Genomic DNA, 21,168 nt, shown 5'->3' on the forward strand with positions numbered 1-21,168 from the left:
GACATGAACATTTATCTGGAAGCATTCTCCATCTTCTTCAAGATAGGAGCCTTTACCATCGGGGGAGGCTATGCCATGGTGCCCCTCATCGAGAACGAAATAGTAACGAAACGCAACTGGATTGCCAAGGACGACTTCATCGACCTGCTGGCCATCGCCCAGTCGTCGCCCGGCATCCTGGCCGTCAACATCTCCATCTTCATCGGCTACCGCCTGCGGGGCATCCGCGGAAGCCTTGTCACGGCGCTGGGCACCATCCTGCCTTCGTTTCTCATCATCCTGGCCATCGCCCTCTTCTTCCACAACTTCAAGGAGAACACCGTGGTGGAGCGCATCTTCAAGGGCATCCGTCCGGCCGTGGTGGCCCTCATCGCCGCGCCCACGTTCAGCATGGGCAAGTCGGCCCGCATCAACCGCTACAACCTGTGGATACCCGTCGTGTCGGCCTTGCTCATCTGGCTCCTGGGCTTCTCGCCCATCTGGATTATCATCGCCGCGGGCGTAGGCGGATTCTTCTACGGAAAGTGGAAATCAAGACACGCGGAGAAAGCGGAGAAAGAAGAAAATGTATAACCATAACCCCCTGAAATTTCAAGAAATATGATATACCTGCAATTATTTTACACGTTCTTCAAGATAGGATTGTTCGGCTTCGGAGGCGGCTATGCCATGCTCTCCATGATACAGGGCGAGGTCGTGACGCGCTACGACTGGCTGACGCCGCAGGAGTTTACGGACATCGTGGCCATCAGCCAGATGACGCCCGGCCCCATCGGCATCAACTCGGCCACCTACGTGGGCTTCACAGCCACGGGCAGCGTGTGGGGCTCGGTCGTAGCCACCCTTGCGGTCGTGCTCCCCTCGTTCATCCTGATGCTCACCATCAGCAAGTTCTTCCTCAAATATCAGAAGCATCCGGCCGTAGAGGCCGTCTTTGCCGGCCTGCGTCCTGCGGTGGTGGGCTTGCTCGCCTCGGCCGCCCTGGTGCTGATGAATGCCGAAAACTTCGGCTCGCCCACCGAGGACACCCGCTCGTTCGTCATCAGCTGCATCATCTTCCTCGTGGCCTTCGTGGGTACCAAGAAGTACAAGCTGAACCCCATCGGCATGATTGTGGCCTGCGGGGTGGCGGGACTGATACTTTATTAAAGCTTGATTTTCTTCTTCACCGACTTCGACTCGTTGTGCAGACGGTCGAGGGCGGTCACCACGTAGCGGTACTTCGTCTTGCCGTCTTCGTAGGGCAACTTGTACCACGGCTGGTTGGTGATGGCCACAATGTGCGACGGGTCGTCGATGTTCACCTTCTCCTTGTCGGCAAAGCGGTAGACCACGTAACGCACGGCACGGTCCATCTCGTCCTTATACTTCGGAGCCGTCCAGAAGAGGATGTAGCCGTCGGCCGTCCACACGGGCTTCAGCTTGCGCACCTTGCCGGGCGCCTTGTCGTCCATGAAGTCGAACACAGGCGGCAGGGCGGGATACTTGTGATACTCGGCCACCAGCGCGTCGCGGTACTTGCCCGCATTCTCCACCACCGCACCGGCATACCACTGGCAACTTCCGCCAATCGTCTGGTAGGCACGTTGCAGGGCCATCTTGGCGGGCAGCTGGTTGATGTTGGGGTTCTTGGGGTCGGCATGCTGGACGGTGTTCATCACCGACTGGCCGATGAAGAGCGGACGCCCGCCGCTATGCTTGGCCCACCAGTCGACCAGCACGGCATAGTCGGCCACCGGATGGCCTATCTGCCAATACAGCTGGGGAATGTTGTAGTCTATCCACCCCTCGCGCGCCCAAAGCAACACGTCGGCATAGAGGTCGTCGTAGTTCTGCAGGCCGCGGGTCTTGCTTCCCAGCGGGTCGCTCGACTCGTTGCGGTAGATGCCGAAGGGCGACACGCCGAACTTGACCCACGGCTTCAGGGCGCGCACCGTCTCGTGAATCTTGCGGATGAGCAGGTTGACGTTGCTCCGCCGCCAGTCGCCGATGTTGTCGAATCCGCCGCCATAGCGGGCAAAGCTGGCCGTATCGGGGAACTCCACCCCCTTGACGGGATAGGGATAGAAATAGTCGTCCATGTGGATGGCATCGACGTCGTAGCGCGACACGATGTCGCTCACCACCTGGCAGATGTAGTCGCGGCTCTGCGGCAGGGCGGGGTCGAAGAAGAGCTGGTTGCCGTACGTCAGGAACCACTCGGGATGGCGGTTGTAGACGTGCTGGGGAGCCAGCGGATGGTCGAGCGACGTCTTCACGCGATAGGGGTTGATCCAGGCATGAAACTCCATGCCGCGCTTGTGGCACTCGTCTATCATGAACTGCATGGGGTCCCAATAGGGTTGCGGAGCCTGCCCCTGCACGCCCGTCAGGAAGCGGCTCCAGGGCTCCAGCTTCGAGGCATAGAGGGCGTCGGCCTCGGGGCGCACCTGGAAGATGATGGCATTGATGCCCGCCCCTTGCAGGGAGTTGAGCTGACTGATGAGGGTGGCCTGCATCTGCGAGGCCGTCATACCCTTGAACTGCCCGTTCACCGTCTGTATCCAGGCGGCGCGGAATTCACGTTTGGGATAGCGGGGTTGCCCCAGCTCCTGCGCCCAGGCGGCACACGAGGCCAGCAGCAGCACCCACACGAATAAGTTTTTCAGTTTCATTGTTTTCATCCGTTTATACATAACGGACGCAAAGATAGTGCAAAGCGGGAGAAGTGCCAAGCCTCCGCCCCAAAACAAGCTCGGTTTTGCTCCACGACCGGCAATGTTTTGCCCTGAAAGAAGCAATGTTTTCCTCCCCAAAAAGCAATGTTTTTCACCATAAAAAGCAATGCTTTTCCCCCGGAGAGACATGCACCACAAAAAAGAGGCCGGACAAATTTGACAAAATACGGTCAAATATTGCGGGTTGATTTGTTTTTCCGTAACTTCGCAGGTCATAAGCGAAGACACAACATGAGCGAAACAAATTCCATCATCATAAAAGGCGCCCGCGTCAACAACCTGAAGAACATCGACGTCGAGATACCGCGAGGCCGGCTGGTAGTCATCACCGGCCTGTCGGGCTCGGGCAAGTCGTCGCTGGCCTTCGACACCCTCTACGCCGAGGGGCAGCGCCGCTATGTGGAAAGCCTCAGCAGCTATGCCCGCCAGTTCCTGGGACGCATGAGCAAGCCCGAGTGCGACTATATCAAGGGCATCCCCCCCGCCATCGCCATCGAGCAGAAGGTGAACAGCCGCAATCCGCGCTCCACCGTGGGCACCTCGACCGAAATCTACGAATACCTGCGCCTGCTCTACGCCCGCATCGGCCGCACCTTCAGCCCCGTCAGCGGGCAGGAGGTGAAGAAGCATTCGGCCGAAGACATCGTCCAGTGCATGCTGGAGTATCCCGAAGGCACCCGCTTCACCGTCCTCACTCCCCTGCTCGTCCCCCAGGGACGCACCCTGAAGGAGCAGCTCGACATCGACCTGAAGCAGGGCTTCACCCGCCTGGAAGTGAACGGGCAGGCCGTCCGCATCGACGAATATGAACCCCACGAGGGCGACACCCTCTTCCTCCTGATAGACCGCCTGACGGCTTCGGCCGAGAAGGACACCGTGAGCCGCCTGACCGACTCCGTGGAGACGGCCATGTACGAGGGCGACGGTGCCTGCCTCCTGCGCTTCTACCAACCCGACGGCACTACCCGCCTCTACCGCTTCAGCACCAAGTTCGAGGCCGACGGCATCACCTTCGAGGAGCCCAACGACCAGATGTTCTCCTTCAACTCGCCCATGGGCGCCTGCCCCGAGTGCGAAGGCTTCGGCCGCGTCATCGGCATCGACGAGCATCTGGTAGTGCCCAACCGCGCCCTGTCCGTCTACGACGGAGCCGTGATGTGCTGGCGCGGCGAGAAGATGGGCGAATGGCGCGACATGGTCATCCGCGGAGCCGAGAAGGCTGGCTTCCCCATCTTCACCCCCTACTACCAGCTGACCGACGAGCAGCGCCGCATGTTGTGGGAGGGTACGCCCTACTTCGAAGGCATCAACGCTTTCTTCCGCATGTTGCAGGAGAACCAATACAAGATACAATACCGCGTGATGCTGGCCCGCTACCGCGGGAAGACCATCTGTCCGCGTTGCCATGGCAGCCGCCTGAAGCCCGAAGCAGGTTACGTACGGGTGGGCGGACGCAACATCTCGGAGCTGGTAGACTTGCCCATCACCGAGCTGAAGGCATTCTTCGACCACCTGAAGCTCACCGAACACGAAACACAGGTGGCCAGCCGCATCCTGACGGAGATAAACAGCCGCATCCGCTTCCTTGTCGACGTGGGCCTGGGCTATCTGACACTGAACCGTCTGAGCAACTCCCTGTCGGGCGGCGAGAGCCAGCGCATCAACCTGGCCACCTCGCTGGGCAGCAGCCTTGTGGGGAGTCTCTACATACTGGACGAACCCAGCATCGGCCTCCATAGCCGCGACACGGACAAGCTGATACGTGTCTTGCGCCAACTCCAGCAGTTGGGTAACACGGTGGTCGTCGTAGAACACGACGAAGAAATCATCCGCGCCGCCGACTACATCATCGACATCGGCCCCAAGGCCGGACGCCTGGGAGGCGAGGTGGTGTACCAGGGCGACATGAAGGACCTACAGAAGCATAGCAACAGCTACACCGTGCGCTACCTGCTGGGCGAGGAGACCATCCCCGTGCCTGCGCAACACCGCCCGTGGAACAACTATATCGAGATAAAGGGTGCTCGCGAGAACAACCTCAAGGGTATCGACGTGCGCTTCCCCCTGAACGTGATGACGGTGGTGACGGGCGTCAGCGGCTCGGGCAAGAGTACGCTGGTGCGCGACATCTTCTACCGCGCCCTGAAGCGCGAGCTGGACGAGTGCAGCGAACGGCCGGGCGAGTTCGTAAGCATCGGCGGCGACCTGCGCAACCTGCGCAACGTGGAGTTCGTCGACCAGAACCCCATCGGCAAGTCGTCGCGAAGCAACCCCGTGACCTACCTCAAGGCCTACGACGAGATACGCAAGCTCTATGCCGACCAGCCGCTGTCCAAGCAGATGGGCTACACCGCCGGCTACTTCAGCTTCAATAGCGAAGGCGGCCGTTGCGAGGAGTGCAAGGGCGAAGGCACCATCACCGTGGAGATGCAGTTCATGGCCGACCTGGTGCTGGAGTGCGAGTCGTGCCACGGCAAGCGCTTCAAGCCCGACACGCTGGAGGTGCGCTTCCACGACGCCAACATCTACGACGTGCTCGAGATGACCGTTGACCAGGCCATCGAATTCTTCAGCCAGTACGGCCAGAAGAAAATCGTCAAGAAGCTCATCCCGCTACAGGACGTGGGCCTAGGCTACATCAAGCTGGGGCAGTCGTCGTCCACCCTCTCGGGCGGCGAGAACCAGCGCGTCAAGCTGGCCTACTACCTGAGCCTGGAGAAGGCCGACCCGACGCTCTTCATCTTCGACGAGCCCACCACCGGCCTCCACTTCCACGACATCCGCAAGCTGCTCGAAGCCTTCGACGCCCTCATCCGCCGCGGACACAGCATCGTCATCATCGAGCACAACCTGGACGTCATCAAGTGTGCCGACTACGTGATAGACCTCGGCCCCGAAGGAGGCGACCGCGGCGGCAACCTGGTCGTGGCAGGCACGCCCGAAGAAGTGGCCGCCTGTGCCGCCAGCTACACGGGGCAGTTCCTGAAAGAAAAATTGAACGTACAACCATAATAACGATATACATCATGAAAAATCCAGACGTAATACTCACCATAGCCGGTTCCGACCCCTCGGGCGGAGCAGGCATACAGGCCGACATCAAGACCATCTCGGCTCTCGGCAGCTATGCCGCCGCCGCCATCACGTCCATCACCGTACAAAACACGCAGACGGTATCGCTCGTGCAATACCTGCCCGCCGTGCTGGTGAGAGACCAGATCAAGGCCGTACTCGACGACCTCGACGTCAAGGCCGTCAAGATAGGCATGACCGGCCAGTATGACACCATCAAGGCCATCAGCAGCCTGCTGCTGAAGCGGCGCGACCTGCCCGTCGTGCTCGACCCCGTCATGGTCTCGACCAGCGGACGCCGCCTGACGGACGACAAGGCCCTCCGTGCCCTGCCCCTCTTCCTGCTGCCTCTGAGCCGCGTGGCCACCCCCAACCTGCACGAGGCATCGACCCTGCTGGGAGCCCGGATACACACCGTGGACGAGATGAAGCAGGCCGCCCGCGCCCTGTACGGACGCCACCAGTGTGCCTTCCTCATCAAGGGCGGCCACATGGAAGGCGAAGAGATGGTGGACGTGCTCTACGACGGCGACTTCCACTTCTTCACTTCACCCCGCATCGACACGCCCAACCTGCACGGCACCGGCTGCACCCTTTCGTCGGCCATCGCCACCTTCATCGGACGGGGATGCGAGCTGCCCGAAGCCATTGCCCAAGCCAAGGAATACCTCAACCGTGCCCTCCAGGCCGGAAGCCAGCTGCGCATCGGCCACGGCAACGGCCCCCTGTGGCACATGGCGGACCAGTTTCCCGTAGAGGCATGAAGCTCGTAGTCATCACCGCCCCCGACTTCCTGCCCGACGAGGCCCAAGCCCTGACACAGCTCCTGGACGCCGGCCTCGACCGCCTGCACCTGCGCAAGCCCGGCTGTACGGAGGAGGAGCTTGAAGCCCTCATCCGCCTTCTGCCGGCGGAGCACTACGGGCGCATCAGCCTGCACGACCATTTCGCCCTGCAGGCCCGCTACCGCCTGGGAGGCATCCATCTGAACGGACGCAATCCCCATGCACCCGAAGGGTTCAAGGGACTGCTGAGCCGTTCGTGCCACTCGCTGGAGGAGGTGGCCCGATTCGGTCCGCTGACCGACTATTACTTCCTGAGCCCCATCTTCGACAGCATCTCCAAGCAGGGCTACCGCGCGGGCTTCGACCCGGAGCAGCTCCGACAGGCCGCCCGCGAAGGCATCCTGACCCGCAGGACCATCGCCCTGGGCGGCGTGACGGCCGACAAACTTTCCCTGCTCCACGACCTCGGTTTCGGAGGCGCCGCCCTGCTGGGCGACATCTGGAAGGACTACCGCTCGGCCGCCGACCTCCCCGCCCTGCTCGCCCGCTTCGGCGAACTGGCGCACATTGCCCGGGAGGTGGAAAAGGCATGACGACGCACGACGGCCATCCCGCCCCGCAACCATCTGTTCCAAGACTTTATGACGAAGTGCTGTGTGACCTGCTCACGCAGTGCTTCGTCATGCCCTCATGAAGTGCTTTGTCACCCTCTCACGAAGCACTGTGTCGCACCCTCACGAAGCACTGTGTCGCACCCTCACGAAGCACCGTGTCACACTGCCACGAAGCACTTCGTCATCTTCCCTCCCCTCCGGACATAAAAAAGGCAGGAAACACTCCGCTCGCGGCGGTGCGTTTCCTGCCTTTTCTGTTGCTGCCGGGCAGCCTTCTGTCCTTACTTCTTCAGGCGGGCGATGATTTCATCGGCTACCTTCTTGCCGGACATCAACATGCCGCCGAAGATGGGCCCCATACGCGGCGTACCCGATACGGCCGATGCAGCCATGCCACACACGTAGAGGCCGGGATAGATTTCCTTGGTGCCGTTCACCACTTCTTCCTCACCTGTGGCAACATCGAGCGAGCGTTCGCCGATGACGGCGCCGGTCTCGGTGGCCAGGCAGATACCGTTCTTGCGGGCTACGGTAGCGGCAATCTCGCTGTCGTGGCCGGTTCCGTCAATGACTACCTTGGCCAGAATGTTCAGCGGGTCTACGTGCAAGCCCTCACGAAGCACGGGCGTCCAGTTGACTACCACACCGCTTACCTGATTGTTCTTGAAGATGACATCCTCCACCGAGTAGCAGTTGAAGATGGTGGCTCCAGCATGAACGGCATGATAGAGCAGCGAAGAGGTGCTCTCAACCGAGTCCATTACGTACAGCCCGTCGCCGAAAGGCGCATGATTGATTTCGAATTCGCGCACGATGTCCATAGCTTCTTCCTGGATGACAATCTGATTGAACATCATGGCGCCACCCCACATGCCACCACCGGGTGCCAGTTTACGGTCGAACTGGGCTACCTTCAATCCCGCCTTGGCCAGGTAGTAGGCTGCCACAATACCCGAAGGACCGCCGCCTACAATGGCTACATCGAGGTCAAGGTTCTTCTCCAACTTCTCGAAATAGGTACTGATGATACCCTGTGATACTTTAGTTTCTATCATTTTCATATAATATAATAATGTGTAATCTGGTTTCTTTTCTCAGCGGTCTCCGTCCTCGGGCACCGTTTCGCCGCCGGTATAGTCGCAGTCGGTCAGGCGCTGACTGATGCGCATGGCGCAGAAATGGGGGCCACACATCGTACAGTACTTGCCGTTCAAGTGGTTGGCTTCCCGGTAATACTGCAACGCGCGCTCGGGGTCGAGGCTGAGGTTGAACTGGTCTTTCCAGCGGAATTCGTAGCGTGCCTTACTGAGGGCGTTGTCGCGAACCTCGGCTCCGGGATGGCCTTTGGCAAGGTCGGCGGCATGGGCGGCTATCTTGTAGGTGACCACACCCACGCGCACGTCTTCCTTCTGAGGCAGGGCCAGGTGCTCCTTGGGCGTGACGTAGCAGAGCATGGCCGTGCCCAGCCAGCCTATCTGGGCGGCTCCGATGGCACTGGTGATGTGGTCGTAGCCGGGCGCAATGTCGGTCACGATGGGGCCAAGCGTATAGAAAGGTGCCCCATGACACTTCTCTATCTGCCGCTCCATGTTCTCTTTTATCTTGTGCATCGGCACGTGGCCGGGACCTTCGATAAAGGCCTGTACGTTCTTGGCCCAGGCCCGCTGCACGAGTTCTCCCATGGTGTCGAGCTCGGCAAACTGGGCTTTGTCGTTGGCATCGTAGATGGCACCGGGGCGCAGGCCGTCGCCAAGGGAGAGGGCCACGTCGTATCGGGCACAGATATCGCAGATGTCGTCGAAGTGTTCATAGAGGAAACTCTCCCGCTGGTGTACCTTGCACCACTGGGAAATGATGCTTCCGCCGCGGCTCACCATGCCGCAAAGGCGGTCGCCAGCGTAGTGGATGTTCTTCAGACGGATGCCGCAATGGATGGTGAAGTAGTCCACGCCCTGCTCGCACTGCTCGACAAGGGTGTCGCGGAACAGTTCCCAAGTGAGGTCTTCGGCACGACCGTTGACCTTCTCCATGGCCTGATACATGGGCACGGTGCCTACGGGAACGGGGCAGTTGCGTATGATCCACTCGCGCGTCTCGTGGATATTCTCGCCCGTAGAGAGGTCCATCAGCGTGTCTCCTCCCCACTTGCAGCTCCAGATGGCCTTCTCCACTTCGTCCTCGATGGTGGAGGTTGTGGCGGAATTGCCGATGTTCGTATTGATTTTCACCAGGAAGCGCGAGCCGATAATCATGGGTTCGGCCTCGGGATGGTTGACGTTTGCAGGCAGAACGGCACGGCCGGCGGCTATCTCCTGCCGCACGAACTCGGGCGTAATGTAGGACTCGATGCCCAGTTCGCGGTTGTTCATGTTCTCACGAATGGCCACGTATTCCATCTCGGGAGTAACGATTCCCTGCTTGGCGTAGTACATCTGAGACACCTGACAGCCGGCTTTTGCCCGGTAAGGCAGGCAGATGTGCTCGAAGCGCAGGTGGTCCAGGCTGCGGTCAGCCAGTCGCTGACGGCCGTATTCCGACGAGATTTCCTTGAGCTGCTCAACCTCGCGGCTGCGTATCCACTGCTCGCGCAGGCGGGGAAGCCCCTTGCGGAGGTCGATGGAAACGGCGGGGTCGCTGTAGGGCCCGCTGGTGTCGTAGACATAGACAGGCGGGTTCTGCCGCGTGACGCGGCGGCCTTCCTCGATGCTGACGGTGGGCGTCAGGCTGACGCGCCGCATGCCTACCCGTACGTCGGGGTGGATTTCGCCCCGCAGATAGACCTTTTCAGAGTCTGGATAGGTGATTCGAATGTTGTCTTCCATATACTTATTGCGTTATTGTTGGGTTAGTCTGATGATGCGTTCCATCTCGCGGACGGGGTCTTCGGCCCGCAGGATGCTGCCGCTGAGGGCAATGCCGTTGAGGCCTGTGGCACGGAGAGCGGGTATGTCGTCCGCCCCGATGCCCCCGATGCCCACGACGGGAAGGCGGATTCCCGCCCCGTCCATCCGGTCCAGAATGCGGGTGTAGCCCTCCAGGCCGAGGATGGGTGCGAGGTTTTTCTTCGTTGTAGTGTATCGGAAAGGCCCGCATCCGATGTAGTCGGCCCCGGCCCGATGGAGGCGGAGAATGTCTTCAAACGTGTTGGCCGTACCGCCTATGATGAACTCGGGGCCGAGGTAAGCGCGGGCTTCGTCGACGGGCATGTCGAGACGGCCCAGGTGTACGCCGTCGGTATGCAGGCGTTTCGCGAGCTCCACACGGTCGTCCAGCACGAAATAGGCGTTGAAGTCGCGGCACAAAGCCTGCACTTCGCGGGCTACGGGTTCCACTTCTTCGTCCGTGGCGTCCTTCATTCGCAGCTGTATCCAGCGGCATCCCCCCTCGAGCGCGATACGGGCAGACTGGGGATAACTGATGGTTTCGGTGTAATGGGTGATGAACTGTACTTGAAACATATCGCTCCTTTCTGTGGTTTGACGTCGGGTTATGGGATGACAGAAAGGGAACCGTGCGTGGTGTGCTCCGCGGGCAGCGGATGCAAGAAGCATACTCAAGAAAATCCCTCCGACGGCATGACCCGTATCAGGTTCTATGGGTATAATCTCAGCCCCACGCTTTCGCAAGGCACCCCCTTTTCTGAAATCTGCGACAAATAACGGAATAAAAATCGGGAATTGCAAGGCTTTTGGGTGATTTTTCACGGCGGGCGGTGCGGAGAAGGCCGGTGTCCGAGGGAGGCAGACGGGGGCTTTGGAGGGCAAGAATTGTCCTTTTTTTTCTCAAACCCCAAATCGGCCCTACAGATACTCCTGGAGGGGGTATACCAAAAGCCGTACTTTTGGTGACCAAAAGTACGGCTTTTGCTAAGCAAAAGTACGGCTTTTGGTCGGCAAAAGCCTGCCTTTTGCTATGAGAAAACACGCGTATACAGATTTTTTACTACGGAGCGTGCACCGTTTAGAAGTAGAATCCGAAGCCCACTTTCAGGCCCAGTTCGGAGCGGTCTTTATTGATGTCCCAATAAACGGCCGGCTCGATGGTCACCGTGCGCGAGAGGAAAAAGGCATATCCCGCCTCGGCACCGAAGCCAACGCGCGTGCGATGGTCGCCCGTCCACACGCGGTGATTGAGGTTGACGTTCGCCCCCAGGTAGATGCCGATGGCGTCGAAGTAGTATCTTCCGCCCACGCCTACCTTGTAATCGTCGGCACCTCCGCCCTGCCAGTCGGCGCCCAGGTGTACAAGCAGCACCACGTTGTCGGCCAGGAAGGCACCTCCGTTGGCCTCAAGGCCGAAGTGCGCCTTCTCCGTACCGGTATTGTAAGACAGGTTCAGCCCCGTGACCGAGGGGTTCACAAACCACTTTCCTTTCTCGAATTGTGCCTGAGCCGCCAGCGTCACCAGCAGCAGGCTGAACATGAACATCAGTTTTTTCATCTTTCAGTCGTATTAATGAAACATTCTGCAAATATACGATATTAAAGCCTTATCCGCCCCTTCGGGTAGGGAAATCTTTACTTTTCCCCCTCCTTCCGCTCCCTGCGGCGCAGCACCAGCCACAGCAGAAAGACGATGACATACGAGGCTGCAACGGTGATATACTTCTCCGTCACACTGATTTCCGTATTGCGCGGCAGGAAATAGGCCGCCGTCGCCGTGATGTAGACGAGCAGCGCCAGAGGCAGCGCCGTCGATTTCTTGAGTCTTTTCTTCATAAGCCACCTCCCTCTCAGGCACGGATGCGCCCCGTCTGTTCATACTTCCGCTTCCACAAGGCGAACCACACCAGGCCCACCACCGCCGCTCCAACGGCTATCGGACCGGCATACTGAAGTCCCAGGCCAAGGCCTCCCTTGGGTTCTACACAGATATAAGAGGTGCACACCGCCGTCATCAGCAGGGCAGGCAGCAGCGTCACCAGGTAGCTGAAACGCCCCCTTTCGCGCACCAGCCATATGGTGACGGCCCACAGCGTAAAGACGGACAGCGTCTGGTTGGCCCACGCAAAGTAGCGCCAGATGCGCTGGAAGCCCTCCGCATCGCGCAGGCTGTAGACCAGCAGCGCCGCGGCGGCCACGAACATGGGGATGCAGATGTACAGGCGCCGCCGCATGGACTTCTGCTCCAGATGGAGGAAATCGGCCACAATGAGCCGCGCCGAGCGGAACGCCGTGTCGCCGCTGGTGATGGGCGCAGCCACCACGCCGAGGATGGCCAGCACGCCTCCCACTTCGCCCAACCATCCCTTGCTGATGTCGAACACCACAACAGACGCGTCGCTCAGTCCCATTCCGTTCTCATGGAAGAAGTACGTGGCCACCGTTGCCCATACCAGAGCCACGACACCCTCGGTAATCATGGCACCGTAGAACACGGGGCGACCGTGCCGTTCACTGGTGATGCAACGGGCCATAAGCGGGCTCTGCGTGGCATGGAAACCCGAAATGGCCCCGCAGGCGATGGTGATGAACATCATCGGGAAGATGGGGCTCGTCTCCGCCTGCGGATGGGTATTCTCCAGTCCGTCCCACAATTCGGGCAGCGCCGGGTGGTGTACATAGAGCATCACCAGGATACCCACCGCCATGAAGATAAGGGCCACGGCGAAAAGCGGGTAAATCTTGCCGATAATCTTGTCGACCGGCAGCAGGGTAGCCAGGATGTAATAGATGAAGATGACGATAATCCAAAAGGTGACGTCGAGCGACTCCGGCGTCAGGCGGGCCAGCAGTCCCGCGGGTGAAGCCACAAAGACCGCCCCTACGAGCATCATCAGCACCACGGTGAAGGCCCGCATCACCTGCTTGGTAGTCAGCCCCAGGTAGCGGCCGATGATTTCGGGAAGGCTCTCGCCGCCGTTGCGCAGGGACAGCATGCCCGACAGATAGTCGTGCACCGCACCCGCAAAGATGCTTCCCAACACAATCCACAAGTAGGACGCCGTGCCGAACATGGCACCCATGATGGCACCGAAAATGGGGCCTACACCCGCGATGTTGAGAAATTGTATCATGAAGATTTTCCAGGTAGGCAGGGGGATATAGTCCACGCCGTCGGCCTTCGTCAGGGCGGGTGTCCGGCGGTCATCGGGTCCGAAAATACGCTCCACCACCCGTCCGTAAAGCAGATAGCCGGCTATCAAAGCCAGCAGACAAATTGTAAATGTAATCATGGCGTATGTTTTTCCGTTTACTTTTATGCCTGCAAATGTAATTGTTTCCTAACAATCTGCACAATTTAACGGCAGTTTTTGTAAATTCGCCGCCGAAAAATAACAAACCGTTTTACTTATGATTCGTTCGTTTCTGCTCACCATAGTCTGCCTGCTGGCAACGCTTCTCCCCCCCTCCGCCCAGACTCCGCCCAAGTACGAGGTGCGGGCCGCGTGGATTACCGCCGTCTACGGCCTCGACTGGCCGCGCGCCAAAGCCACCTCGGCCGCCGGCATCCGCAAGCAGCAGGAAGAGCTGGTCGAGATACTGGACAAGCTGAAGGCGGCCAACTTCAACACCATCCTCTTCCAGACGCGCACGAGGGGCGACGTCCTCTACCGCTCGGACATCGAACCCTTCAACTCCATCCTGACGGGCAAGGTGGGACAGGACCCCGGCTACGACCCGCTGGCCTTTGCCGTCGAGGAGTGCCACAAGCGCGGCATGGAGTGCCATGCCTGGATGGTGTCCATCCCCCTGGGCGGACGCAAGCATGTGGCCTCGCTGGGCAATCAGTCCGTCACCCGCCGCCAGCCCGACATCTGCCTGCGCTACAAGAACGAATACTTCCTGAACCCCGGCCACCCGAAGACCAAGGAATACCTCATGAGCCTCGTCAAAGAGGTTGTGGAGCGCTACGATGTGGACGGCGTACACTTCGACTACCTGCGCTACCCCGAACGTGCCTTGCGCTTCCCCGACAGTTACGACTACCGCAAATATGGCAAGGGGCGGAGCCTCGACCAATGGCGCAGGGACAATATCACCGAAATCGTGCGCTATATATACAAAGGTGTAAAACAGCTGAAACCGTGGGTCAAGGTGAGCACCTGCCCCGTAGGCAAGTACCGCGACACGAGCCGCTACTCGTCCAAGGGATGGAATGCCTTCCATGTAGTCTACCAGGATGTGCAGGGATGGCTGGGTGAAGGCATCCAGGACCAGATTTATCCCATGATGTACTTCCGCGGCAATGCCTTCTACCCCTTTGCGCTCGACTGGCAGGAGCAGAGCAACGGCCGCCACGTGGTTCCCGGCCTGGGTGTCTACTTCCTCCACCCCAGCGAAGGCAACTGGGAGCTCGACGAGATTGAGCGGCAAATCAACTTCGTACGCCACCACCACCTGGCCGGCGAAGCCCACTATCGGGTGAAGTTTGTGACGGACAATACACAAAACCTCTACGACGCCCTGCTGAACGACTTCTATGCCTGCCCGGCCCTGCAACCGCCCATGACATGGGCCGACAGCATCGCGCCCACTCCTCCCGCCCGGCTCTCCCTCCACCAGATAGCCGAAGGCTACACCCGCCTGCAATGGGAAGCGTCGACGGACAACGACGGCAGAAACACTCCCACCTACATCGTCTATGCCTCGGACACCAGCCCCGTCGACACGGAGAATCCTGCCAACATCGTTGCCATCGGCATACGCGGCACGGAGTACATCTATGCCCCCATCCTGCCGTGGACCAGCCGCCGCTACTTTGCCGTGACAGCCATCGACCGCTATGGCAACGAAAGCGCCCCCTCAGCCACCGTCGGCCGGGACTCAGATTGACCCGAAATAACGGTCAGCACCGCCAGAAAACGGCTTTCTGAGGTCACAGGCACCAACGGTAAGGTGCCGCCCACCAGCCGTCCCTCACGCACTTGTGGAGGGGCCTCGTGCAACATCCTGCCGGCAGCCTCGCGCAACGCCCCGACTGACGGGTAGCGAACGATGTCAAACCGCCCTGAGAGGCCGCTCCCCAATACCCGCTCCGCCAGCCGCAGGGCCACGATGCCCATGTTCATGCGCAGGTTGACCTCGACCATCGGATGCAGGAAGAAGCCTCCATCTTCTCTGCGGCACACCATCATGTCTACCCCCAGAGGACCACGATAGCCCGCCTCCCCATAGACGGCCAGCAGAGGTATCAGCCCCTTCCGCAAACGCTCCCATTCCTCCCGCGCCACGTAGCGGGTCATATACGCCTCGAACACATCGGCCGACCACACCCGATTGCCCTGATAACGCCCGTAACCGTCGGTCAAGAACGAGGAATAGCCCAAGAAATCCATCCGCCCGTCCTCGCCTGCCATAAACTCCAAGGCCAGGTCTTCCACCTTATTATATATAGGAGACGCCACCACCGCTCCCTGCTCGCGAAGCGTCCTGCCGCACCAGCCGGCCGACAGGGAGAAGTCGGCCCGGCACCAGCACAAGCCCTTGCCGCTGCTCGACCACGGCGCCTTGAATACCACCGCCCCATGCCCATCGGCATAGGCCCGGCACTCGTCCAGGGTGTACAGCACCTCGGACTCCCCTCCATAGGGTCCCTCCAGCGGCCAGCGGCGCAACAAGGCGGCCGATGTCCGCCGGGAAGCCAGCCGACGGTACACATCCAACCAGCCGTCCGAAGGCAAGTCCTCCCCATGGACACCCAGCTTCAGGAACGACTGGCGGACGGTACGGTTCCATCCCCAAGGCGCCGCCTCCACCGGCCCGCCCCCTATCGCGCCGGCATCGGCCACCGCCTCGGCATCCAAGCCGAACAAAAGGCACATTTGCGAGGCGTAATCCATTGTTTTCCTGTCCGTAACCCATACTTTTCCTCCCGCCCCGGCATACCACAGGGGGAGCAGCGACAAGTCGCGCGCCATGTCCCTCACCTGCACTGGAGCAATGTAATGGCCGTCGTCGCAAGCCAAGGCCAAATCCGTATCGGGATTAAAAAGATGCAGCTTCATACTTTTTATCGTTTTGAATGCAAACTTACACAAATTTTGTAATGTCTACTTTGCAATTGTATAAAAAAGATATATCTTTGTGCCCTGATAAGGAGACTATAACATGGAAGCATTCTACCGCACACACGCCTATCTTGTGGAGCATACCAATGCCCCGGTACGCCGCGACCTCATGGACGAGATTGACTGGAGCGACCGGCTCATCGGCATCAAGGGCACCCGTGGCGTGGGCAAGACAACCTTCCTGCTCCAATATGCCAAGGAAAAATTCGGCACCGACCGCTCCTGCCTCTTCATCAACATGAACAACTTCTACTTCTCGGGGCACGGCATCGTCGAGTTTGCCAACGAATTCCAGCGCCGCGGCGGCAAAGTGCTGCTCATCGACCAGGTGTTCAAGTTCCCCAACTGGAGCCAGGAGCTGCGCATGTGCTACGACCGCTTCCCCAATCTGAAAATAGTCTTCACCGGCTCGTCGGTCATGCGGCTGAAGGAAGAAAACCTCGAGCTGCGCGACATCGTGAAGAGCTACAACCTCCGCGGCTTCTCCTTCCGCGAATTCCTCAACCTGCAGACGGGCATGAAGTTCCATGCCTACACGCTGGACGAAATCCTCCACAACCACGAACAGATAGCCAAAGGCATACTGGCCAAGGTGCATCCGCTGGACTACTTCCAGGACTACATCCACCATGGCTTCTATCCCTTCTTCCTCGAAAAACGCAACTTTTCCGAAAACCTGCTCAAGACCATGAACATGATGGTGGAAGTGGACATCCTCCTCATCAAGCAGATCGAACTGAAATACCTCTCGAAAATCAAGAAACTGCTCTACCTGCTGGCGGTAGACGGCCCCAAGGCCCCCAACGTCAGCCAGCTGGCCCATGATATAGAAACCTCGCGCGCCACGGTGATGAACTACATCAAGTACCTGGCCGACGCCCGCCTCATCAACATGGTCTATCCGGTAGGGGAAGAATTTCCCAAGAAGCCGGCCAAGATCATGATGCACAACCCCAACCTGATGTACTCCATCTACCCCGTCAAGGTCGAAGAGCAGGACGTGCTCGACACCTTCTTCGTCAACACCCTGTGGAAGGACCACAAGGTGAGCCGGGGCGACAAGAACATCCCGTTCATGGTAGACGGACACCGCGCCTTCCGCATCTGCCCCGAAGGCACCAAGGTGAAGAACAGTATTGGCATGACCTACGCCATGCACAAGATGGATATCGGACGCGACAATCAGATTCCCCTGTGGCTGTTCGGTTTCCTGTACTGAGAAAGGCGGGGCACGAAGACAATGAAACGAAAGGATACAATATAAACAAAAGATTTTTTACTTTATAAACTCATTTAGTTATGACTAAACAGAAAAAATTCATCACTTGTGATGGTAACGAAGCCGCTGCCCACATCTCGTACATGTTCTCCGAGGTGGCAGCCATCTACCCCATCACCCCGTCGTCTACGATGGCTGAACACGTGGACGAATGGGCTGCCGCAGGTCGCAAGAACATCTTCGGCGAAACAGTATTGGTTCAGGAAATGCAGTCGGAAGCCGGTGCCGCCGGTGCCGTACACGGCTCTCTGCAGGCAGGTGCGCTGACTACCACCTACACTGCTTCTCAGGGTCTGCTGCTGATGATCCCCAACATGTACAAGATTGCCGGTGAAAACCTGCCCTGCGTATTCCACGTATCCGCACGTACACTGGCCAGCCACGCCCTGTGTATCTTCGGCGACCATCAGGATGTAATGTCCTGCCGCCAGACAGGCTTCGCCATGCTGGCCGAAGGCTCTGTACAGGAAGTGATGGACCTCGCCGGTGTTGCCCACCTGGCTACCCTGAAGGCACGCGTGCCGTTCATCAACTTCTTCGACGGCTTCCGCACCTCTCACGAAATCCAGAAGATTGAGAAGCTGGACAACGAAGACCTCGCTCCGCTGATCGACCAGGAAGCTCTGGCCGAATTCCGCAGCCGCGCCATGAACCCCATGACTCCGGTTGCACGTGGTATGGCCGAAAACCCTGACCACTTCTTCCAGCACCGCGAATCCTGCAACCGCTTCTATGACGCCGTTCCTGAAATCGTGGAAGACTACATGAAGAAGATCAGCGAAATCACCGGCCGCAACTACGGTCTGTTCGACTACTACGGCGACCCCGAAGCAGAACGCGTCATCATCGCTATGGGCTCTGTAACAGAAGCCATCCGCGAAGTGATCGACTACCTGCGCGCCAAGGGCGAAAAGGTCGGTCTGGTAGCTGTTCACCTCTACCGTCCGTTCTCTGCCAAGCACTTCCTGGCAGCTGTGCCCAAGACAGCCAAGCGCATTGCCGTACTCGACCGTACCAAGGAACCGGGTGCCAATGGCGAACCGCTCTACATGGACGTCAAGGACTGCTTCTACGGACAGGAAAATGCCCCGCTCATCGTTGGCGGCCGCTACGGTCTGGGTTCGAAAGACACCACTCCGGCACAAATCTTTGCCGTATATGACAACCTGTCACTGCCGACTCCGAAGAACCACTTCACTATCGGTATCGTAGACGACGTTACCTTCACTTCTCTGCCTCAGGAGCCCGAAATCGCCGTAGGTGGCGAAGGCATGTTCGAGGCCAAGTTCTACGGTCTGGGTGCCGATGGTACAGTTGGTGCCAACAAGAACTCCGTGAAGATTATCGGTGACAATACCGACAAGCACTGCCAGGCATACTTCTCTTACGACTCCAAGAAGTCGGGCGGTTTCACTTGTTCTCACCTGCGTTTCGGTGACACACCTATCCGCTCCACTTACTTGGTAAATACACCTAACTTCGTAGCTTGCCACGTACAGGCTTACCTGCACATGTACGATGTAACCCGCGGTCTGCGCAAGAACGGTTCGTTCCTGCTCAACACCATCTGGGAAGGCGAAGAACTGGCAAAGAACCTGCCGAACAAGGTGAAGAAATATTTCGCACAGAACAACATCACCGTTTACTACATCAATGCTACTCAAATTGCACAGGAAATCGGTCTGGGCAACCGCACCAACACCATCCTGCAGTCGGCCTTCTTCCGCATCACGGGCGTTATCCCCGTTGACCTGGCTGTAGAGCAGATGAAGAAGTTCATCGTGAAGTCTTATGGTAAGAAGGGTGAAGACGTAGTGAACAAGAACTATGCTGCCGTTGACCGCGGTGGCGAATACAAGCAGCTCACCGTTGATCCCGCATGGGCCAACCTGCCCGACGACGAAAAGGTGGCCAACAACGACCCCGCTTTCATCAACGAAGTGGTTCGTCCCATCAACGCTCAGGACGGCGACCTGCTGCCGGTATCTGCCTTCAAGGGTATCGAAGACGGTACTTGGGAACAAGGTACTGCCAAGTATGAGAAACGTGGCGTAGCTGCCTTCGTTCCGACTTGGAATGCCGAGAACTGTATCCAGTGTAACAAGTGTGCTTACGTTTGTCCTCACGCTGCCATCCGTCCGTTTATTCTCGACGCCGAGGAGCAGAAGGGTGCCAACTTCACTCAGCTGAAGGCCGTAGGAAAGGTATTCGACGGCATGACCTTCCGCATGCAGGTAGACGTACTCGACTGTCTGGGTTGCGGCAACTGCGTTGACGTATGTCCGGGCAACCCGAAGAAGGGTGGCAAGGCTCTGTCGATGGTTCACCTGGAAAGCCAGATGGGCGAAGCTGCCAACTGGACTTACTGCGTAGAAAACGTAAAGAGCAAACAGCACCTGGTAGACATCAAGGCCAACGTGAAGAACTCTCAGTTCGCTACTCCGTTGTTCGAGTTCTCGGGCGCTTGCTCGGGTTGCGGCGAAACTCCGTACGTGAAACTGATTTCTCAGCTCTTCGGCGACCGCGAAATGGTAGCCAACGCAACTGGATGTTCGTCCATCTACTCCGGTTCTGTTCCTTCTACTCCTTACACCAAGAACGAGAAGGGTCACGGTCCTGCTTGGGCTAACTCCCTGTTCGAGGACTTCTGCGAATTCGGTCTGGGTATGGAACTGGCCAACGAGAAGATGCGCGAACGCATTGCCAAACTGATGAAGGAAGGTATCGAAAGCGAATCTACTCCGGCCGAATACAAGGCAATCTTCCAGGAATGGTTGGACAACAGCCTCGATGCTGACAAGACAAAAGACATCTACGAACGCATCGTTCCGATGCTCGAAGCTGCCAAGGACAAGTGTCCGATCTGCAACGGCATTTATGGTCTGAAGCAATACATCGTTAAGCGCAGCCAGTGGATCATTGGTGGCGACGGTGCTTCTTACGATATCGGTTACGGTGGCCTCGACCATGTAATCGCCAGCGGCAAGGATGTCAACATCCTCGTGCTCGATACGGAGGTTTACTCCAACACCGGCGGTCAGTCTTCCAAGGCTACTCCGATGGGTGCTATCGCCAAGTTTGCCGCAGCCGGCAAGCGCGTACGTAAGAAAGACCTCGGTTTGATGGCCACTACTTACGGTTACGTTTACGTGGCTCAAATCGCCATGGGCGCTGACCAGGCTCAGACATTGAAGGCCCTGCGCGAAGCTGAAGCTTATCCCGGTCCGTCACTCATCATCGCTTACGCTCCGTGTATCAACCACGGTCTGAAGGCTGGTATGGGTAAGAGCCAAGCTGAGGAAGAAAAAGCCGTTAAGTGTGGTTACTGGCACTTGTGGCGTTACAACCCGGCTTTGGAAGCTGAAGGCAAGAACCCGTTCACGTTGGACAGCAAGGAACCCGAATGGGAAGGCTTCAAGGACTTCCTGAAGGGTGAGGTTCGTTATGCATCGGTAATGAAGCAATATCCTGCTGAAGCCGAACAGCTCTTCCAGGCTGCCGAGGACAATGCTAAGTGGCGTTACAACAGCTACAAGCGTCTGGCCCGCGAAAACTGGGGAGCCGAGGTTGCTGAATAAGCAAGAAATTCCCGTTCTATAAGAAAGCCCCTGTCAGGAGACACACTCCTGAACAGGGGCTTTTTCATATCATAACGAATGAAAAAGAGGGCTGCGTGAAGCACAAGTAAAAA

The 21,168-nt window shown here is 58.5% G+C and carries 16 protein-coding genes and 1 riboswitch; of the genes, 8 read left to right on the forward strand and 8 right to left on the reverse strand.

The genetic code is table 11. The annotated features are described in order from the left end of the window. The first annotated feature begins 3 nt into the window (after window positions 1–3). Together BQ7483_RS11480 and BQ7483_RS11485 are read left to right on the forward strand one after the other, a co-directional pair. Entirely contained in the window at window positions 4–573 is a 570-nt protein-coding gene (locus tag BQ7483_RS11480) for a chromate transporter (RefSeq protein ID WP_072545994.1), read from the forward strand. Between the two features lie 27 nt (window positions 574–600). Beyond that, window positions 601–1,149 carry a chromate transporter gene (locus BQ7483_RS11485; protein ID WP_072545995.1) on the forward strand — a complete coding sequence of 183 codons (549 nt, stop codon included), beginning with the start codon at window positions 601–603 and terminating at the stop codon, window positions 1,147–1,149. On the opposite strand, the gene BQ7483_RS11490 is transcribed toward BQ7483_RS11485, so the two are convergent. Further along, window positions 1,146–2,654, reverse strand: a complete 1,509-nt coding sequence (locus BQ7483_RS11490; protein WP_072545996.1) for a glycoside hydrolase family 10-like protein — start codon at window positions 2,652–2,654, stop codon at window positions 1,146–1,148. The genes BQ7483_RS11485 and BQ7483_RS11490 overlap by 4 nt on opposite strands. A gap of 294 nt (window positions 2,655–2,948) precedes the next feature. On the opposite strand from BQ7483_RS11490, the gene uvrA reads away from it, so the two are divergent. The 3 genes from uvrA to BQ7483_RS11505 are packed head-to-tail and all read left to right on the forward strand — an operon-like array spanning window position 2,949 to window position 7,167. Continuing rightward, window positions 2,949–5,729, forward strand: a complete 2,781-nt coding sequence (gene uvrA, locus BQ7483_RS11495; protein WP_072545997.1) for an excinuclease ABC subunit UvrA — start codon at window positions 2,949–2,951, stop codon at window positions 5,727–5,729. Window positions 5,730–5,743: 14 nt separating this feature from the next. Then, window positions 5,744–6,553, forward strand: coding sequence for a bifunctional hydroxymethylpyrimidine kinase/phosphomethylpyrimidine kinase (gene thiD, locus BQ7483_RS11500; RefSeq protein WP_072545998.1), 810 nt, complete (start codon window positions 5,744–5,746; stop codon window positions 6,551–6,553). Beyond that, window positions 6,550–7,167 carry a thiamine phosphate synthase gene (locus BQ7483_RS11505; RefSeq protein WP_072545999.1) on the forward strand — a complete coding sequence of 206 codons (618 nt, stop codon included), beginning with the start codon at window positions 6,550–6,552 and terminating at the stop codon, window positions 7,165–7,167. The genes thiD and BQ7483_RS11505 overlap by 4 nt, the downstream gene beginning before the upstream one ends. 302 nt (window positions 7,168–7,469) lie before the next feature. Here BQ7483_RS11505 and BQ7483_RS11510 read toward each other — a convergent pair whose 3' ends face one another. From BQ7483_RS11510 to BQ7483_RS11535, 6 genes are all read right to left on the reverse strand, one after another. Next, window positions 7,470–8,243, reverse strand: coding sequence for a sulfide-dependent adenosine diphosphate thiazole synthase (locus tag BQ7483_RS11510; RefSeq protein WP_072546241.1), 774 nt, complete (start codon window positions 8,241–8,243; stop codon window positions 7,470–7,472). A 39-nt stretch (window positions 8,244–8,282) separates the two neighbouring features. Beyond that, window positions 8,283–10,010 carry a phosphomethylpyrimidine synthase ThiC gene (gene thiC, locus BQ7483_RS11515; RefSeq protein WP_072546000.1) on the reverse strand — a complete coding sequence of 576 codons (1,728 nt, stop codon included), beginning with the start codon at window positions 10,008–10,010 and terminating at the stop codon, window positions 8,283–8,285. Window positions 10,011–10,022: 12 nt separating this feature from the next. Then, the gene (locus tag BQ7483_RS11520) at window positions 10,023–10,646 is read right to left on the reverse strand and encodes a thiamine phosphate synthase (RefSeq protein ID WP_072546001.1); all 624 of its coding nucleotides are present in this window, start codon (window positions 10,644–10,646) and stop codon (window positions 10,023–10,025) included. 87 nt (window positions 10,647–10,733) lie between these two features. Beyond that, a riboswitch (TPP riboswitch) is annotated at window positions 10,734–10,833 on the reverse strand. Window positions 10,834–11,148: 315 nt separating this feature from the next. Beyond that, entirely contained in the window at window positions 11,149–11,628 is a 480-nt protein-coding gene (locus BQ7483_RS11525; RefSeq protein ID WP_072546002.1) for a hypothetical protein, read from the reverse strand. 77 nt (window positions 11,629–11,705) lie between these two features. Next, entirely contained in the window at window positions 11,706–11,906 is a 201-nt protein-coding gene (locus BQ7483_RS11530) for a hypothetical protein (protein ID WP_022021521.1), read from the reverse strand. 14 nt (window positions 11,907–11,920) lie between these two features. Next, on the reverse strand, window positions 11,921–13,363 hold the full coding sequence (locus BQ7483_RS11535) for a carbon starvation CstA family protein (RefSeq protein WP_022021522.1): 1,443 nt from the start codon (window positions 13,361–13,363) through the stop codon (window positions 11,921–11,923). A gap of 118 nt (window positions 13,364–13,481) precedes the next feature. On the opposite strand from BQ7483_RS11535, the gene BQ7483_RS11540 reads away from it, so the two are divergent. Further along, a complete protein-coding gene (locus BQ7483_RS11540; protein WP_072546003.1) occupies window positions 13,482–14,963 on the forward strand; it encodes a glycoside hydrolase family 10-like protein in 1,482 nt (493 codons plus the stop codon). Here the strand turns inward: BQ7483_RS11540 and BQ7483_RS11545 are convergent. Further along, on the reverse strand, window positions 14,912–16,135 hold the full coding sequence (locus BQ7483_RS11545) for a hypothetical protein (protein ID WP_072546004.1): 1,224 nt from the start codon (window positions 16,133–16,135) through the stop codon (window positions 14,912–14,914). The two genes, BQ7483_RS11540 and BQ7483_RS11545, sit on opposite strands and share 52 nt — an antisense overlap. Before the next feature lie 103 nt (window positions 16,136–16,238). Between BQ7483_RS11545 and BQ7483_RS11550 the strand changes: the two genes are divergently transcribed. Next, a complete protein-coding gene (locus BQ7483_RS11550; protein WP_022021525.1) occupies window positions 16,239–17,417 on the forward strand; it encodes an ATP-binding protein in 1,179 nt (392 codons plus the stop codon). An 80-nt stretch (window positions 17,418–17,497) separates the two neighbouring features. Further along, complete coding sequence (gene nifJ / locus BQ7483_RS11555) at window positions 17,498–21,055, forward strand: pyruvate:ferredoxin (flavodoxin) oxidoreductase (protein ID WP_072546005.1); 3,558 nt, start codon at window positions 17,498–17,500, stop codon at window positions 21,053–21,055. Window positions 21,056–21,168 lie beyond the last annotated feature (113 nt).

This window comes from Mediterranea massiliensis (genome assembly GCF_900128475.1).
GTDB classification, from domain to species: Bacteria; Bacteroidota; Bacteroidia; order Bacteroidales; family Bacteroidaceae; genus Bacteroides; species Bacteroides massiliensis_E.

Coding starts and splice junctions, on each gene's coding strand:
- BQ7483_RS11480 (WP_072545994.1), top strand. CDS start 4: ATGAACATTTATCTGGAAGCATTCTCCATCTTCTTCAAGATAGGAGCC.
- BQ7483_RS11545 (WP_072546004.1), bottom strand. CDS start 16,135: ATGAAGCTGCATCTTTTTAATCCCGATACGGATTTGGCCTTGGCTTGC.
- BQ7483_RS11535 (WP_022021522.1), bottom strand. CDS start 13,363: ATGATTACATTTACAATTTGTCTGCTGGCTTTGATAGCCGGCTATCTG.
- BQ7483_RS11525 (WP_072546002.1), bottom strand. CDS start 11,628: ATGAAAAAACTGATGTTCATGTTCAGCCTGCTGCTGGTGACGCTGGCG.
- BQ7483_RS11510 (WP_072546241.1), bottom strand. CDS start 8,243: ATGATAGAAACTAAAGTATCACAGGGTATCATCAGTACCTATTTCGAG.
- thiD (WP_072545998.1), top strand. CDS start 5,744: ATGAAAAATCCAGACGTAATACTCACCATAGCCGGTTCCGACCCCTCG.
- nifJ (WP_072546005.1), top strand. CDS start 17,498: ATGACTAAACAGAAAAAATTCATCACTTGTGATGGTAACGAAGCCGCT.
- BQ7483_RS11530 (WP_022021521.1), bottom strand. CDS start 11,906: ATGAAGAAAAGACTCAAGAAATCGACGGCGCTGCCTCTGGCGCTGCTC.
- BQ7483_RS11490 (WP_072545996.1), bottom strand. CDS start 2,654: ATGAAACTGAAAAACTTATTCGTGTGGGTGCTGCTGCTGGCCTCGTGT.
- BQ7483_RS11520 (WP_072546001.1), bottom strand. CDS start 10,646: ATGTTTCAAGTACAGTTCATCACCCATTACACCGAAACCATCAGTTAT.
- BQ7483_RS11505 (WP_072545999.1), top strand. CDS start 6,550: ATGAAGCTCGTAGTCATCACCGCCCCCGACTTCCTGCCCGACGAGGCC.
- uvrA (WP_072545997.1), top strand. CDS start 2,949: ATGAGCGAAACAAATTCCATCATCATAAAAGGCGCCCGCGTCAACAAC.
- BQ7483_RS11540 (WP_072546003.1), top strand. CDS start 13,482: ATGATTCGTTCGTTTCTGCTCACCATAGTCTGCCTGCTGGCAACGCTT.
- BQ7483_RS11550 (WP_022021525.1), top strand. CDS start 16,239: ATGGAAGCATTCTACCGCACACACGCCTATCTTGTGGAGCATACCAAT.
- BQ7483_RS11485 (WP_072545995.1), top strand. CDS start 601: ATGATATACCTGCAATTATTTTACACGTTCTTCAAGATAGGATTGTTC.
- thiC (WP_072546000.1), bottom strand. CDS start 10,010: ATGGAAGACAACATTCGAATCACCTATCCAGACTCTGAAAAGGTCTAT.